Below are 16,327 nucleotides of genomic sequence, written 5' to 3'. Positions count from 1 at the left end.
GAACTTTCCTTATTATTATAACATTAAGTCAAAATCAGATATATCCATCTGATGAATCACTTAAAGTTAAATTATGAATCCAGAATTGAATTCTTTTTACATCTTATAAGAACACCCGAGAAAAGATCAAGCGATAATTATTAAAAAACATAAATTAAAAACATGATAATAACAAATTTAAATAGCATTCACTAATATCAATCCGAGAATAAAACAAATCAAACCACTGATATAAAAAATAAATTTATTTGATTGAAATCACCTGATTTTTTTAAAAATGAAGAGTCCTTGATGTGATTAAAGTACTCAAATTTTAAATGCTTTTTCGCCCCGGCATCAGTAAGTCAAAAGCCAGCCATACCTGCCGGGCGACTGGCTTCATACCATCAGACATTCTCTGAAGTGCTCATTTTATGCTTTGTTCGTGCCCAGACAGCGATGAAGATCGAGTACCATGTTTCATTCCTTTTCTCCGATATTCGATGCTTCAATGCTGTACTTCACGATCAGTTTACTCTTTTTCACTTTGACCGTAGCCAACACCTTGCCATTCACTTCACTGAGTGATTTCAGATGTGTTCCGCCACATGGCCAGGGAGATAACTCACCGAAACCGACCCAACGGAATCCTTTTTCATCGGTATAGATCTTGGAAGTCAGGCCCTGAGCAATCAGATCAGACAGTGTCTTTTCAATTTCAGCCGCTTCCAATTCAGAGCAATTTGATTCCGGCATGAATTCAATCCGGCATTCTTCCGGCCAGTGATGGGCCTTCACGGGTTTCCATCCGTACTGCTGACCGATATTCCCGATGACATGACCCACACTATGAAGCGCCGCATGATGCTGACGGACGGCCTGATTCACACGCATCATGACAGTCCCGGGCGGCAGCGGCACATCCAGCCAATGCAAAATCACCCCATCGACCTCTTTCACTTGCAGCACAGTCGCCTTCACACCCGGCTCATTTTCAAGCTCCCCAAGGTCACTGGGCTGCCCGCCCCCCTGAGGGTGAAACAAAGTGGCATCCAGCTCTGCAATGTATCCTGTTTCATCTGCGTCACACCGAATTATTTGTGCTGTTCCTGTCAGCTCTGATGTCGTCATATACAAACGTGTCGTCATTGATAACTCCTTTATCACCAACTGATTGAAAACACAGTTTAATACCAAATCTAACGCACTTGAATCAGCCACAAATTAAAAACTCTTTTGCGTGCAACGCACAAGCCAGCAAGAATTTCGCTTCAGCAAAGATTCGATCTGAAGACACAAGGAAAGAAAAACTCTGGTTTTCAAATTGAATCAGTCATTGATTGATACGACGGGCGTTTCACACAGAAATAGTACGCCCAGCCAATCAGGATCAGTTGAAGCGGCGCACGAATCAGCAAGTACCCGGGACCCCACTGATGTCCGCCGAGTCCAACGCTGTGCCAGGCGGCATAAATATTGGCAGAGAAAAAGCAAATCAGAGTGGCAATAGCGACCTGACCCGCAACCTGCCGATAAGCAGACAGGAAGATCCCGATGGCAATGACCACTTCAAACATCCCGGTGAGATAAATAATGTCATCCCGTAAAGGCAGCCAGGGCGGTAACATCTCAACCATGCCTTCAGTCGCGACAAAATGTCCGAGCGCAAAGAACAAAAAAGCCAGGCCCAGACCATAGCTCGCAAAACGGTCACACGCTTCAGCCCCCCGCTTTCCGGCGAAGTAAGACAAAAGTAACGGACTGCAAAGCAGGATTAAAATCACCAATGGTGTCGTCATAGTCAGATTTCCTCCGAAATTCAATGGAAAAAATTGGGGGAACGGGCATCCGTGCCACCACAATTCAGGAAGAAGGAAACAACGTTTATCCATGCCTCAAAGCGCCAACACGGACAGACAACGAACCCGCTAACAGATTCATGCTGATCACTGGTTTATGGTTCCAATCAATCATGTGTTTCCTCCTTTCCAGCCACTTTAAGGCAACCGAAAAAGAGGAGAAAGACAGGCGGGCTGTATACGGACTGAGTATCGATGCATCTGGACGATCTATCGATTTTTCCTGACTTCAGGGAGAAACGCTGAAATCACGCTGACGGTTCTGGGCGTTCATTCGATATTGTTTTGGCGTGGTGCGGTGAAATTCTTTGAAGTTCCGGATCAGAACATCACTGGATTGAAAGCCACATTCAAACGCAATTTCCTGAACAGACTGAGTGGTTTCTGCCAGCTTTTGGGCTGCAATAAAGCAACGCCACTGACGGATATACTGCAGGGGGGTGCTCCCTGTCAGGCGTTTAAACCGTTCGGCAAAGGCCGATCGGGATAAGGCCGATATTGCCGCCAGCTCTTCCAGCCGCCAGTCCCGGCGGTAGTCTTGCTGAATTGCCAGTACTGCCGGAGAGAGGTACCTGTCATTGATTGCCCGGAGCCAGCCCGGATGAATATCCAGATGCGGCAGACCACGGATCATCTCCAGCAGCATCAGCTCGAGCAGATGCTTCAGGGCAAGCTGGTGACCTGACTGACGTTGCAGGTTTTCCTGATAGATCCACGCCATATAGCGGCTCATTCGCTCGCTGTGATGAATATCAATAACCATAACCCTAGGCAGACGGACCGCCGTCGCATCCATCCCCCAATGCTGAATCATGGAAAACGTAATCGCCCCACACATCAACTCACAGGAGGCACCAGTACCACCGATCACTCCAAAGCTGACATTATCAGCTCTATTGCCATCGAACACCTCAGAGACTGACTGGCACTCGACACCCGCTTCACTCATCACCCGGTAAGCATCCCCATAGGGAAGCAGCACCATCTGGCCTTCCTGCAAAGTGAGGGCAGGTTCTCCTTCAATTTCAACCCTGCAACGCCCGGCGAGCAGATAACAGAAACTGCCCCGCTCGCGTTGTGAATCCGCAATTCCCCAGGGTTCATTTAGTTGTATCTGAGTAAAAACGTCTACGCGCGGTGCCAGTTTGTGAATAAATTGGCTGAGTGAATCGGAATATTGCATCACATCCTGTGCTCGCTGAATCAGTTCAAGTATCTGAATCATAAACACTCAGTCTGTTGAAAGAAAGTTAGCGGCCTTCCAAAACACTGCAACGCTGGGACAACCAATACTCGTGAAACCTGTCAGAACTTGTTCCAAAACACAGATATGAAATCCAAAACATACCAAGACGTGAAACAGGTGCCTTCTGTGAATATCATGGCTGTTACACAAGGTATCTATCCTTCAGTAAGACAATGTTTAGGGCGGTAGCATGCTTGTGCCGTGCAACGTGTAAACTGAGCCGTGCTGACTGAACCAACGGGTCGCACTGGACACGTCCCGTTTTCAATGTGAATGTACTGTTGTTGACTAAAAAGTTTGGCAAAGAAAGGTGATCGATGAAAGTTTCCCTATCAAGCGTCATTATCTATGCGAAAGATGTCGAAAAGACTGCTGATTTCTATACAAAACACTTTGACCTGATCGCCTCTCGGGAAGATCGCTTGATCTCACTGAAAACATCGGAGGGTAAAGAAGTCATTTTAATCCATCAGGCGGGTTCTGCCGTTAAATTAGGGCAGGCATGTATCAAACTTGTTTTTTCTGTCTCCGATGTTGAAGCATTTAAACAGAAGGCACTAAAAAATGGTTTGAAGTTTGGTGCAACACATCAGGGGAATGGGTACTTATTTGCGAACGTGAAAGACCCGGACAAAAATAATGTCTGTATCTCAAGCAGAGCATTTGCTCAATAAATCACTCAAGCTGAGACTATTGCATGCGATATTTTCATTAAAAATCGTCAATTTAATATTGATAATCCGTTATTAAAATCCAAATTGGCACAAATTAATTTCGTTAATACTTCAATCATCAACCCCATTTATCCATGGTTTATTTACCAAGTTTCATGTTTAGAGCATTGCTTCAACATGCAATTCTGGTGATAGAAACTGTGTGGCCTCATACTTAATATCAGGACTATTCCTTCTGAATTTTTCGATCATCAAGACAGCAAAAAATTTTATCCCAATTGAAAAACCTCAGTAAGCACATTAAAAATAAACCATGAACTATAAGAAATCCAAATCCCAACCTTTTGCTTCAACAAGCATGTTCTCAATTGCATCATGATAAGTTCCCACAAAGCAATTCATACTTTCAACCGGACCGGAAACTCTATGTTCAACAATCGTCCAGATCTCATAACAATCGTTACTCATCCTTATTGAAATGATTACATCCGTACCATCGGAATATGTTCTTTGAATTGATTTAACACCATGCCAATTTATTTCACTCCAATCATCCAGCATTTTCAACCTCTTTGTGTCATACAATTTAAAATAATATTTTTCAATATAAGATCATAAATAAAAAACATTCATTTTAGAATATAAGTATAATTATTTTCTATTATCATGAACCAATGAACGTACCACCCGGACCGACCCAAACAATCGCAGGAATTTCATAAAAGTATAAATTTAAATCTGAATCTAATTCTGATGTTACAGATTCTGGCCATAACCTTTTGAGATAAGAAATGATTTCATCATTCTCAGCATCCCAAAATGTCTCTAGAGGGTCTTCAGGACTGCAAAAAAACACCTTGCCCTCATTCATCCAATTCGTTAATAAAGTAAAAAATATATCTTTCTGTTCATCAAACGACACTTCTGGAATATGTCCAGAAATAGCACTAAACAGTCCAGACACCCACAATCCAAAAGAATCTGTAAAAATTTCATTTTCATTTTTTATTATCATCAATATGTCCAGTCCATTAAATATGGAATAACCAGTTATTCATCACCAAAACAATCAACAAACACATTATAAAAAACGATATAACATTTAAATTCAAGACAAAGCGTACTCCTTATTTATTGACTAACATCAGCTACAATCGTAATAAAAAACTCACTTTCTACGTTCAAAAAATTTTTATACTATCTTATTCAACATACATTTAAAATCAAATCCGTTAAAAAACTATCAACACAGTATTTTTGCATGAATTCTCGCATATTTTCATTTTATATTGACCAATAAACTGAAATCCTTTTTATAATAGAAGTATCAAATACTACTTCAACCATACTATCTAAATCAAATCCATCTTGAATCCTAACAATAATCGAACCATTTTTACATTCATATACACCAGATAAGACATGGCGGTAAGTATCCCCTCCAGCAACTGGTGGTATAATATTACAAAATTTGTTCGCTTGAAATTCATCCCCTTGAAATAAAACCAAGCCATCACAACTTCGCAAAATAATAGACGACTCATCAATAGGAATTAGTAACGTACATGATTTCATTAAAACCTCATATTTTTACTTTATTTTTTGTGACATTTTTTCAAAAATTTTATATCTTTATGAACACAACACTGTCACTTATACGCCAAAATAAATAACAGAATAATCCATTGGATGAAAATTTAATATTTTCCTTTATTATGATTCATGAATCACCATCAAAATATTTCAAATAACTCATCCATAATCATATTAAAAAATCAATTAATATGATTCACAAAATTTATTAAAAAGACACCTTAAGATCGCCATGATGTGTATTTTAAAAAATATTTTATAGCACCCCACTCATATAAACCAAAAAAACAAAAATAACATTAATACACCATTAAAAACTTGAGATTATTTATTTAAAACAATCCGTTATTTTCATTTAAACATACTTTTTGAGCTGTGAATTTCTTAGTGCAATCAAATGCCATAACAACCTCCACAAACTCTTGAGGAGGCAAATAACTATGTTTTTCGACATAGTGGTAAACCATCGATGGCGCTGCAAAAAAACACATCCATTTCTTGATGAAACCCATATTCTTGCAGCCCCCAAATACTCTTTTCGACCACCAGATTCAATATCCAATGTAGAAGAACCTTAAGCGTGATTCATAAAGCGAAAACAATCTTGTAGAGGATATCTTCCTCCACTACAAGATAAAAAAACAAAATAATCTTCAGGTAAGAGAGCATCAATAATTTCAATCATCACTTCACCATTCATTGTAAGCTTTGATAACCAATACTGCCACATCTCTAGTGTATTTAACGACATCTTATGAATCATACGGAATGAAATGAACTCATCCTTATACCTAGTAATAAATGTGGGTAGAAGCTAATCGTAAAAATTATGAAATAGTGATTTGTTCTTTATATAACTGTTAATTTTTTTAGATTATCGAAAAGTGTGCCACAAGTAAATATGAGTATAATTTCTTCATTATCACTTGAGAATCTGCTTAGTTGAAGTCCTGTGATACTAAAAGTTCAGTTCCAGTAAGAGCATAGTCTCCACGTAATTCCCAGAGCTTGAAAAAATTAGAAAAATCTATTGATGTTTCCGTCAAAGGAGCACATAGATACCATTTCATGGGAAATAAAGTTGTCATCCCATAAAATGCCTCAAAAATCGCATAATAATGCTGTTCTCTGGAAATCATAACCGAATTCACATAATCATTAGTATTTTCAATAAGGCCAATGTTCCAATCATCACTTTGTGCAGTTCTTACCATTGAAAAATCCAAAACAAATCTTTTAGATACACTCCTTGCAACATCTACTAGTTCCTCATCACCTAGCAACCTAGATGCTTTTAATCTTTCCGATAAATCTCGTGCTGCTAGTTCCAGACACTGAGCTGGATCACTATTACCTAAACTTCTAAGATTATGCATCACAGACTGAACGTTCCTGACTCGATCAATCAACTCAGAAGCACAAGGAAAATACTTAAAAATCTCTTCAAGATCTCTATCACTGATGACACCATGAAACATCGTTAAAAAATACGAAGGTTCTAAAATCACTTTCCCTTCACAGAAATTACACCACTTATTCAAAGTTTCATATTCCATACCATTACCCTCCAGAGCTCGAAAAATCCGGCAGAAGCAAAAGATCGATACTCCAAGGATCTCTAAGAGGTTGAACTATGGAATTAAATTCATTTAATGAATTACTAATATCAATCATGTCTCTGAGTTCTTTTTTGAAATTGCTCTGAACCTTTTCCACCATGGCTACCAGATTTTCCCATGTAGAGATGTACCAAATTTAATCTCTTTCGTCTGAATCTGAAATATTTTTAAATTAATTATTTATACCAAAAATTATAGTCATATTTACATCTAAAATTTTAATGCTACCTGTATGACTTTCCTATATTTAATATCTTTCCAACAAAGAAAATCATAATTAAAACTAACAAATCATTTAATCAAAAATATGTAATAAGTAAAATCTACACATTTACAAAACAAAAATCCCAACTAAACTGAACTATCATTTTAATCCAAAATTTTTTGCATTTAAGTGAACCTCATTAATTTCATCAGCATTAAAGTTTATATAATTAGATAATGATTCCTTCGGGATATTCAAAAACAATCCATAACCTGAAGCCAAAAGATAGCGCAACTCAGATTCTGAAAGATCAATAATGACTTTATTCTTCACTTGAACATCTAATCGGACACATGAACCCCTCCAATACTAACTAAATCATAATTAGGTTGATTATAAAAACCTATCAATCTGTTTTGAGTCTGCCTTCCCAAAATCATCTCTACGTATTCCAATTATTCATGATTGATCTTATAAACTATTTCATGATTTTCCCATTCCCCCGAAACATCTCAACCAGTTTCTATTACCTTAACAGCAAGAACGTACGCTAAATATTCTTTAAATATGCTAAGACTTTTATATTAACCAGTCTCATTTATTTCTTCCATCTCTGAAAATCTGATTAGAGAGCCAATATTCATAATAAGACAGAGATATTAAATTAAATGTATCAACACCTTGAAACCAACCATATTCAGAAAAATCCCCAATATCCCAAGCATCTTGTTCTATTGCATATAGAACACAAATTTCCAAAGGAATGACAGTCAATATGATTAGATATAAAACATCCATTTGTGATGAATTAATGTCGATTTTACGAACAAAAAAATAAACATACGAAGATTTCTTAGTTAAAATCCCTTCTATCTCAGATAAATTGTCTTCATCGAATCTCTCATCACTCCACAGCTTATCCAGTTCTATCTCCGTTGAGTCAATTGTCAACCTCCGAATAGTTCCAAGTTAGATGAATGGTTTAGATCATACCAATATCCAAATCATGTATAAATTTCACTATCACCTCTTGTAGAACCTCAAAAATCGATCAGAAACATTTACTGGAATTTTATAAAGTAGCTGGATTTATCAGCCCCTCTTCCCAAAAAAATCACTTCCCAAGCTCACTCAATTCTTCAATGATTAGTTTGGAAATCATCTGAATATCTCTCGGCTCATCTTCTGCTCCCCATTGGAAGGAAGCTATTTCTAGCGATACTGCGGCATCTTCAAAATAAGCATATTTTGTTGTGTATCCAGACTCCTGGAAGCTAGCCAATCGTTTGCCATTCCTTTGTACAACCACTTCGTGGGATACAGCAGGTTTGTTCAACGCCTTGCCACCATAGTTAAAGTTTCTTTGGTACTGAATACTGATACTTGCTTGAATTGCATCTTTATCGTTATTATTTGACAACACACCTTGCTTATTCATTTCTTCTAGTAATGCAGCATAAAACTCTTCTTTCAACTTAGACTCAGAAGCAAAAGTTGTGTCTCCAGGAATCGCTCCATGACCTAAAGTTAATTTTAGATTTACATCGTTCAGCTGGTATTTCGTTATCCCCTTTTCAATTGATGTCGACTCTTCATAGTACTGATATGGTGAACTGGAACACCCAGCTAGTATTGCCACAATACCTACAGCTAGAGATTTTTTAAACATGATTATTCTCACTTATGTATATCTATTCAAAAATTTTCATTCGAAAACCATTTAATCAATGAGGACAGTTTGATGGAAAAATTAATCAAACTGCCATAAAAACTCACCAAAACGAAGCGACATCACGCTTGTAATGATATCTTTCTACTTCATCATCTACAGTAATTTACGGCTCTAAAAATGTTGTCTCAAATATATTCCGTCAGCTGTCAAGGGTGACATCCACATTGCCTTGCTGACGATCGACGTCGAACAGTTCCTGGCTGGTGCTGCTGGAATCGCGGTTCAGGGCGGTGAGGTCGCTGTCGTCTGCAATGTTAATCTCACCCAGTCCCAGCGTCGCGAGCGTCTTGTCTTTGCGGTAAGACGAGGTGTTTTTGTATTGCATGCTGGTGCTGTTCTTCGTGAAATCGATGCCACCTTTTAGACCTGCACTGGACGTCAGGCCGCCGGACATCTCCTGACGGTAGTCGGTGTTGTTCAGATCGCGATAGCTCAGGCTGCCGGTGGTCAGAGCCAGATTACCGAGGTCGTTGCCATCTTCATCGACGGTGGCGATCACCGACCCGGTGGCGTCGGTATTCCCGGCGACTTTGATATCTGCTGTGCCGCCTAAGGTTAAGGTTATGGGCTGACTTTAGGTGCTTTTAGAGATGTTAGGGAAAGCTCGGAAAGGCATACACAAAACTTTGAACACGACCTTGCAACTCCAACAACTCACTTGAGCCAATCAGTATAAACCAGAGAAGGTACCACCATAACGCATTGAAAGTTAATGTTTTTTTATTTTTATACTATCTTTCTTGTAAGTCACAACTATTGATGGCATTCTCTTAAAGCATACGAATATCCGACTTTCAGAAAACTCAAAAACTATCAGTGAAACCTATTATCAATCACCCTTGGGCTTTATCCCAGGAAGAAGCTTTAAACCTACAACAAGAACTGGCAGATAAAGTTGTTCCGACAAATCAACTCGGTGAGATAAAGCTTGTCGCAGGGGTCGATGTCGCCTACCAAAAGGACAGCAATAGATTAGTCGCTGCAGTCGTCACGCTCAACGCCAAGACTTTAGAGATAGTTGAAACAGCAACCGCTGAAGACATTGAACGCTTCCCATATATTCCAGGGCTCTTTTCATTTCGGGAAATACCACCATTAATCAAAGCATTTGCGAAACTTCAACATACACCAGACTTAGTTGTGTGTGATGGACAAGGGCTTGCCCATCCTCGACGTTTTGGGCTTGCCTGCCATTTAGGTGTGATCTTTGATGTACCAACGATTGGCTGTGGCAAGACACGCTTGCTAGGGGAGCATCAAGAGCCAGATACAACAAGAGGCGCTAGTGCACCCCTTATTGAAAATGATAAAGTAATTGGCAACGTTGTAAGAACTCAAACTGACATTAAGCCAATTTATGTGTCTATTGGGCACCGTATTTCATTGGAAACAGCCTGTGAATGGATTTTAAAGCTAGCTAATAAATACCGTCTGCCGGAGACAACCAGACATGCAGATCATCTAGTTAAAATTCAACTAAAGAATTCTCAATCACCTAGTTCACCATAAACACGCCTGAATTTTTGAAGGATTTTGTAGTTAGACTCAGGTGATTCTGGGTCCAACCTCCTTTCGACAAGCAGGCTACCATCATTTGACCACTCCATATAATCCAGCTCTATCCCCCATTCGTAATGGGATTCCACTTTCTTTTTTCCATCTTCGAAGTAAGAAGTCAGTGCACCATACTTCATACCTCGTCTACATTCTGTCTCCTGTTTCAACTGACCATTTGAATACCATTCTTTACAAACATTATGCTCCAAGCCATCTTTATACTCTGATTCGGACTTCAACTCACCATTATCAAAAAGCTCATATCCAATACCAGTAAACGGGATATCGTTGAAACAACGAATATCATCATCATATTCCAATTCACTTTCTAGAATTCTACTTACCATCTTTAGTTACTTCCTTTCAAAGGCGGTTCTAGTGGAAACTTAGCACCATTCGTCAAATATGCACAATGAGGACAACGCGGTATTGTGCTACCTCTAGTAGATTTAGATCCACCAGAATTAATTACCTGAAGTAAAAAGTCGGATTTTATCGAACCAGGTCGAGCAAGCATAGCCTCGTTCAATGCGTGAACCTCAGCATGAGTACCTGCACCTTTAGTCTTGATATAACCAGTAAGAACTTTATCCGGCATTTGCTCCAAGCTCAAACGCATATCAGGAGACAAAATACTTGGTATTTCACCAACACCTGTATTCCTACCAAAGAATATTTGACCAGTTTTAGTATCCATTACACCAGCTAAAGCTGGCCCCATTTTATTAAATGAAACCCCCTCAACTAACTGTCTGTCATATTCTGCAGCGGTTGCTCCACGCAAGTTAATTTGTTGGTTTAGCTCAGTTCTACTCGCCGCATTAGTTTTAATTCTTTGCAAAGCAGTAACTTCGTTAGCAACAGAACTGTTTAGATCAACACTTGCCTCAGGCATCCTACCATCATCACCACCCTGACCATCAACATCCCGCTTCGCCAGCACACTTTCCGGCTCAGATTTAAATGTGGGTTCAGATGGTTTCTGCTGTTTCTCCGTTGTCGTACCCAAGTGGGTCGCAGGTTTATCTGCATCAACGGGTTTCTGTCCAAACTCAAGTTTTTGCTGATGCTTCTGAGATGAAGATGGCTTCTTTACTTTTCCACTTCTCGCTTCGATAACAGTCGCTAGGACGCCACCTATGACTGTAATTCCGGTAATATATTCTCCAACTTGGTCACAAGTTAACCCAGTAATCTCCATCAAACGGACCCGAGCATCATGGTCTCGGTAATTTAAAGCTAATTGCTCTGCATCCTCTAACTGATACGGCTTAGAGTCCTGAAACAGGCCTTCGGTAACAACCCATTGAACCGCTGGATAGGTACGTCCTTGCTCTAGGGATTTTTCACTGTAATTTGCCAGAACTGTCTGAGCTTCCTGATAGTTCGCTCCTTCCTTTTCCAGCGATTTGTAATACTCATAATTTTCTGTGCCATAGACGAATTGCCTTGAACATTTCGTCATCGCACACGCCGCACTCAATAGTTCATATTGCTTGTCCGGATCATCCCCAGCCAGCTTCTTCAGAACGGATTGCTCTGTCTCATTCGGCAAACGAAAATCCATCTCGCCACTTTGCCTGTCAGACTCAAAGTGGCTCTGGTTTTGTGCAATCAGCTCACTGCCTTTCGTGCCGGTTTGAGTATTCCAGCCGCCAAACTCGCCCTTGTCTGCATTGCCGTAGTTGAAGCTCAGGTAATCCTGGGTCGCCTCTCCCATCACCTCGGCATATTGTTCGCGGTTGTCATCGTAGGTTTCACCTTCTCCCTGATGGCCGCGCTGGGCATCAATGTGATGCTGGGTTTCATGACCAACAGTGGTCACCACATCTTCAAGGCGGGTATGTTCGCGGTCGTCGATATAAAACGTCCCGTTGGCATAAGCGCCTTTCCGTCTGCCACCATCAAAGGTGTCAACCACAGCCAGCAGGGCTTGTGCCGGAGGAATGCCCAGCTCTGCCGAGACATAACCCGACAAAGCTGCATAAGCGGCCTGCTTTTGTTCCGGTGTCGCATGACTGTCATTCAGAACCGCCACCAAGGCTTCATTCTGCGGCTCCGTCACAAAATTCTTGGTCGCTGTGAAGAATTTCTGTTTGTTGTCCTGATGTGCAAAGAAATTCTCGACACCCTTGGCTGCATCACCCAGCAGGCCAATACTTTCGTTCTGTGCTGTATCCACGACAGCATCGACAAAGATGCCATTCCGCTTCGCATCCTCTTTAATCTCCTTCCACCCATCTTCCGTCAGCAGCCGGTGGTCAAGAGTGACATCTACGTTACCTTGCTGGCGATCGACGTCGAACAGATCCCGGCTGGTGCTGCCGGTATCGCGGTTCAGGACGATGAGGACGCTGTCGTCCGCGATACTGATCTCACCTTGTCCCAGTGTCGCGAGCGTTTTGTCTTTGCTATAAGAGAAGACAAGGTGTTTTTGTATTGCAGGCTGGTGGTGTACTTCGTGAAATCGAGACCCTCTGACAGACCCGCACTGGACGTCAGCCCCCCGGACATGTCCCGACGGTAGTCGGTGTTGTTCAGATCGCGGAAAGTCAGGCTGCCGGTAGTCAGTGCCAGATTACCGAGGTCGTTGCCGTTTTCTTCGACGGTGGCGATCACCGCGCCGGTAATATCGGTGTTTCCGGCGGCGTTGATGTCCGCCGTACCGCCGGAGGTTAAGGTTGTGAGCTGAGGTTAAGTGTTTTTGAGGTATGCGGGGGGATTGGCGGTCAAAAAGCCGCCACTGAAGTGCCTGTCCTGGTAACTTAATTGTGCAATCAGGATGGAAGGGTGCCAGGGGGAAGACGTGGGGAAATCAAAAGCAGAGTGATTTTCACGAGTGGAAAATATCCTCATCCAAAGAAACTGAATACGTCCAATCAAACGGAAAAACATCCTCTTCGGTCAAAGCCAGAGCTTCTAAAACGCTTGGCTTATCTTGAAAATCCCACCACTCATTTTGAATTTTCCAATAGACCCCCAACAGATTTCCGCCGGTGTCCGTATCCACTCGAAAAACAGACGGAATTTTATACCCATTCCTCAGTTCAGTTTCCCCCGCAACCCAATACTCTCCATCATCCTTGGGCACCGACCGCACAGGTAAAACACTAGGGCTTTCGTTTTGTTCACCCACTTTAATTACAAAACTCGGAGACGAATGAAGCAAATTTAACCACTGAATTGTCGCTTTATCGTATTTCATACCCACACCTAATTAATAAGGGTTAGTTTGAGAGGGATTTATGCTCGGAACCTTCCCACCGGGTCTATAGAACTTGTGCGTGTTTTTATGGAGATCAACACCTTGCAGAACCATATTATCCACTGAATCCGTACCACCATCGAACAGGGCCTTTTTGTGATGGACGGTATATCCGGGGGGGTACCTTGCCCTGTTCGAGCCAAGGCTTGATATTTGACGGAACCTTATCACTATTTGCCAAGTCTTTAAGGAAAGCAGAGCGTGTAGCCGTATTCCTTACAACACTCGGTTTTGACCCCGGTATCAGCTTCCCATTTTCCAGATGCATTGGCGGCAATTTTCCTGCCTGCCCGGGATTTCTGACAACCTGCGTTTCGCTACCAACAGTACGGTAATGATAACCATTAGGCAGTTCCGGCAAACCTGCGCTGGTTGCCTCTGCTTTCGAGAGTGTTCCCTTTGGGGCAACATCCTCACCCTGCATCCTACCATCATCCCCCCCAATATCACTACCTTGAGCATCATTCTTCGCCAGCGTACTCTCAGCTTCCGGTGTTGATGGCTTTTCATGAGGCGTAACAGCATCCCCATCCTGCTTACCCGAATGTGGCAGTTCAGGGGGATGTGACGATGCTTTCTCCGTTAAAGCCAGTTGATTCGATGAGGGCAAATCATCAAAATCCGCATCCATATGCTGGAGGTGCTCCTGCGCTTTACTCAGTAATGCTTTGGCTTCTTCGACCCGACCGGCGCTGAACGCTTCTTTGGCTTTCTTCAGCAGATCACCGGCTACCGGTATCAGTCCAAGGCCCGCGACCAGATAGTCAATGCCGCTTTCCGCGTCAACAAAACCCTTCACATCCCCGGCACCCGGGGTGAATTCAATTAAGCCGTCGAACAACGCGTTCAGTTGTGCCTGCTGTTCCTGACGCTCCCTGCCCGATGGATCATCCAGCGTTACCTGGATCCTTCCTTGCGTATCCCCTAAACGGGTGTCATCCCAGGGCGATGCCTTGTCTTCATAGGACTCCAGGGCCGCCTGCGCCTTCGAAATTTGTGTGAGACAGCCGGGGCTGCTCATATCCTGACAGGCGACCTGAAGCTCGACATTCCGGGTATGGTCAAGCCAGTTAGACTGGTTCATTTGTTGACAAGCTTTTGAGCCAGCACCCTGCCGACCACAACTGGCAAGTTGAGACAGCTTATCCAGCATTTCCTGCTTGTTCAGGTAGTAATCGATACTTCCTGTCGGCAGTGTGGCTTCATCCACCAGAAAAGCTGTGCTGTTTTGCTGAATCAGGACAGCGTTGTTGCCAACATGGCTGTTGATATCTCCGTCTCTGACCGTGCCCAGCCCGCTGTTTTCCAGCACAAAGGCATAATTGTCTGCGGAATAGCCTCCCATCAGATGGGCATACCCTTCCTCTTGATCTTTATTTCTCGAATCCAACGCACCCTGAGCCGTTTGCGCATGGGTGACTTCATGACCCAGCGTTGCCATATAGTCTCTGGCATTTTTCATGCTCTCGTCGTTGATGACGATTTGGCTGGCCCCCGACTCGGTCTGATAATGTGCGCCGTTCACCACTTTGGTCACTGCAACCACAAGGGCCGATTCGATATCAAGGTGATATACCTCGGCATAAGCCGCTGCATACGCATTGATTACGGCCTGCTTTTCCTCACCCATTGCGCTATCGAGCTGATTCAAAATCACCGTATACTTGCCGCCATCTTTCGATGCAACCAGCTTCTGAACATCCAGGTTTTTCTGGACGTTATCAACATGCTCAAAAGTATCACCGAGAGAGACGGAATCTTGGGTGACCACATCAGCAAGCGAGGACAAACCCAGCTCATTCCGCTTCACATCCTCCTGAATCTCCTTCCACCCGTCTTTGGTCAGCAGGCGGTGGTCGAGGGTGACATCCACATTGCCCTGCTGGCGATCGACGTCGAACAGATCCCGGCTGGTACTGTGGGTATCGCGGTTCAGGGCAGTGAGGTCGCTGTCGTTTGCAATGCTGATCTCACCCTGCCCCAGGGTCGCGAGCGTTTTGTCTTTGCTGTAAGACGAAGTGTTTTGGTATTGCAGTGTGGTGCTGTTGTAAGTCGAGTCAATCTCACCTGCGTTCACGCCTGTGCTGGACGTGATGCCCCCGGACATGTCCTGACGGTATTCGGTGTTGTTCAGATCGCGGAAAGTCAGGCTGCCGGTAGTCAGTGCCAGATTACCGAGGTCGTTGCCGTTTTCATCGACGGTGGCGACCACCGCGCCGGTCATGTCGGTGTTCCCGCCGACGTTAATGTCCGCCGTGCCGCCGGAGGTGAAGGTTGTGGGCTGAGGTTAAGTATTTTTGAGGTATGTGGGGGGATTAGTGATCAAAAGGCCGCCACTGAAATGCCTGTCCTTGCAACTTTATGAAGTCGAGGCAACACATCACCATTCCCACAAGCAGACCAAAACCAAGGACGGCTTCGCCAACGATACCAGCTTGCTGAAGCTGCTCTATGCGGGGGATATTGAAGTCCTCCGAGAAGTGGACGCATCCGGTGCAAAACTGAAACCTGACGCTATCCCAGCTGAACATCCATTTCCCGGACAGGGTCGATCAATATGTGAATCTATGACTTACGCTGACACAGAACTATGCACAG

18 protein-coding genes and 1 pseudogene are annotated in these 16,327 nt (G+C 42.8%); 4 read left to right on the top strand and 15 right to left on the bottom strand.

The genetic code is table 11. The features are described from left to right. Window positions 1–459: 459 nt before the first annotated feature. The 3 genes from ACYP03_RS06365 to ACYP03_RS06355 all read right to left on the bottom strand — a co-directional run bounded on the left by ACYP03_RS06365 (window position 460) and on the right by ACYP03_RS06355 (window position 3,063). Window positions 460–1,128 carry an alanyl-tRNA editing protein gene (locus ACYP03_RS06365; RefSeq protein ID WP_459778922.1) on the bottom strand — a complete coding sequence of 223 codons (669 nt, stop codon included), beginning with the start codon at window positions 1,126–1,128 and terminating at the stop codon, window positions 460–462. 170 nt (window positions 1,129–1,298) lie between these two features. Continuing rightward, window positions 1,299–1,778, bottom strand: a complete 480-nt coding sequence (locus ACYP03_RS06360) for a DoxX family protein (RefSeq protein WP_459778920.1) — start codon at window positions 1,776–1,778, stop codon at window positions 1,299–1,301. Between the two features lie 289 nt (window positions 1,779–2,067). Beyond that, a complete protein-coding gene (locus ACYP03_RS06355) occupies window positions 2,068–3,063 on the bottom strand; it encodes an AraC family transcriptional regulator (RefSeq protein ID WP_330961299.1) in 996 nt (331 codons plus the stop codon). A gap of 338 nt (window positions 3,064–3,401) precedes the next feature. Between ACYP03_RS06355 and ACYP03_RS06350 the strand changes: the two genes are divergently transcribed. Continuing rightward, a complete protein-coding gene (locus tag ACYP03_RS06350; RefSeq protein WP_459778916.1) occupies window positions 3,402–3,758 on the top strand; it encodes a VOC family protein in 357 nt (118 codons plus the stop codon). Window positions 3,759–4,076: 318 nt separating this feature from the next. Here the strand turns inward: ACYP03_RS06350 and ACYP03_RS06345 are convergent, their stop codons facing one another. The 8 genes from ACYP03_RS06345 to ACYP03_RS06310 form a co-directional block, all read right to left on the bottom strand. Beyond that, the gene (locus tag ACYP03_RS06345; protein ID WP_248143079.1) at window positions 4,077–4,319 is read right to left on the bottom strand and encodes a hypothetical protein; all 243 of its coding nucleotides are present in this window, start codon (window positions 4,317–4,319) and stop codon (window positions 4,077–4,079) included. Window positions 4,320–4,422: 103 nt separating this feature from the next. Next, complete coding sequence (locus ACYP03_RS06340) at window positions 4,423–4,773, bottom strand: hypothetical protein (protein ID WP_459778914.1); 351 nt, start codon at window positions 4,771–4,773, stop codon at window positions 4,423–4,425. A 269-nt stretch (window positions 4,774–5,042) separates the two neighbouring features. Beyond that, window positions 5,043–5,333, bottom strand: coding sequence for a hypothetical protein (locus tag ACYP03_RS06335; protein WP_248143076.1), 291 nt, complete (start codon window positions 5,331–5,333; stop codon window positions 5,043–5,045). Between the two features lie 350 nt (window positions 5,334–5,683). Next, on the bottom strand, window positions 5,684–5,842 hold the full coding sequence (locus ACYP03_RS06330; protein ID WP_459779174.1) for a DUF7919 family protein: 159 nt from the start codon (window positions 5,840–5,842) through the stop codon (window positions 5,684–5,686). Between the two features lie 447 nt (window positions 5,843–6,289). After that, window positions 6,290–6,907: a hypothetical protein gene (locus ACYP03_RS06325; protein WP_459778913.1), complete on the bottom strand. Its 618-nt coding sequence runs from the start codon at window positions 6,905–6,907 to the stop codon at window positions 6,290–6,292. 862 nt (window positions 6,908–7,769) lie between these two features. Further along, window positions 7,770–8,126, bottom strand: coding sequence for a hypothetical protein (locus ACYP03_RS06320; RefSeq protein WP_459778911.1), 357 nt, complete (start codon window positions 8,124–8,126; stop codon window positions 7,770–7,772). Between the two features lie 163 nt (window positions 8,127–8,289). Further along, window positions 8,290–8,844: a hypothetical protein gene (locus ACYP03_RS06315; RefSeq protein ID WP_248143069.1), complete on the bottom strand. Its 555-nt coding sequence runs from the start codon at window positions 8,842–8,844 to the stop codon at window positions 8,290–8,292. Between the two features lie 202 nt (window positions 8,845–9,046). After that, on the bottom strand, window positions 9,047–9,406 hold the full coding sequence (locus ACYP03_RS06310; RefSeq protein WP_459778909.1) for a hypothetical protein: 360 nt from the start codon (window positions 9,404–9,406) through the stop codon (window positions 9,047–9,049). A gap of 317 nt (window positions 9,407–9,723) precedes the next feature. On the opposite strand from ACYP03_RS06310, the gene nfi reads away from it, so the two are divergent. After that, complete coding sequence (gene nfi, locus ACYP03_RS06305) at window positions 9,724–10,416, top strand: deoxyribonuclease V (protein WP_459778908.1); 693 nt, start codon at window positions 9,724–9,726, stop codon at window positions 10,414–10,416. On the opposite strand, the gene ACYP03_RS06300 is transcribed toward nfi, so the two are convergent. Further along, window positions 10,395–10,811 carry a toxin-antitoxin system YwqK family antitoxin gene (locus tag ACYP03_RS06300; protein WP_459778907.1) on the bottom strand — a complete coding sequence of 139 codons (417 nt, stop codon included), beginning with the start codon at window positions 10,809–10,811 and terminating at the stop codon, window positions 10,395–10,397. The genes nfi and ACYP03_RS06300 overlap by 22 nt on opposite strands. A 2-nt stretch (window positions 10,812–10,813) precedes the next feature. Then, entirely contained in the window at window positions 10,814–12,502 is a 1,689-nt protein-coding gene (locus ACYP03_RS06295; protein ID WP_459778905.1) for a YwqJ-related putative deaminase, read from the bottom strand. On the opposite strand from ACYP03_RS06295, the gene ACYP03_RS06290 reads away from it, so the two are divergent. Beyond that, window positions 12,479–12,991, top strand: coding sequence for a hypothetical protein (locus tag ACYP03_RS06290; RefSeq protein ID WP_459778904.1), 513 nt, complete (start codon window positions 12,479–12,481; stop codon window positions 12,989–12,991). The genes ACYP03_RS06295 and ACYP03_RS06290 overlap by 24 nt on opposite strands. 306 nt (window positions 12,992–13,297) lie before the next feature. On the opposite strand, the gene ACYP03_RS06285 is transcribed toward ACYP03_RS06290, so the two are convergent. Beyond that, on the bottom strand, window positions 13,298–13,669 hold the full coding sequence (locus ACYP03_RS06285; RefSeq protein WP_459778903.1) for a hypothetical protein: 372 nt from the start codon (window positions 13,667–13,669) through the stop codon (window positions 13,298–13,300). A 115-nt stretch (window positions 13,670–13,784) separates the two neighbouring features. Then, window positions 13,785–15,953, bottom strand: a complete 2,169-nt coding sequence (locus ACYP03_RS06280; RefSeq protein ID WP_459778902.1) for a DUF6862 domain-containing protein — start codon at window positions 15,951–15,953, stop codon at window positions 13,785–13,787. A 142-nt stretch (window positions 15,954–16,095) separates the two neighbouring features. Between ACYP03_RS06280 and ACYP03_RS06275 the strand changes: the two are divergent. Next, a pseudogene (locus tag ACYP03_RS06275) lies at window positions 16,096–16,300 on the top strand (IS256 family transposase); the annotation flags it as partial. Window positions 16,301–16,327 lie beyond the last annotated feature (27 nt).

This window comes from Photobacterium sp. R1 (genome assembly GCF_054600795.1).
This window is presented reverse-complemented; position numbering and strand designations above follow the sequence as displayed.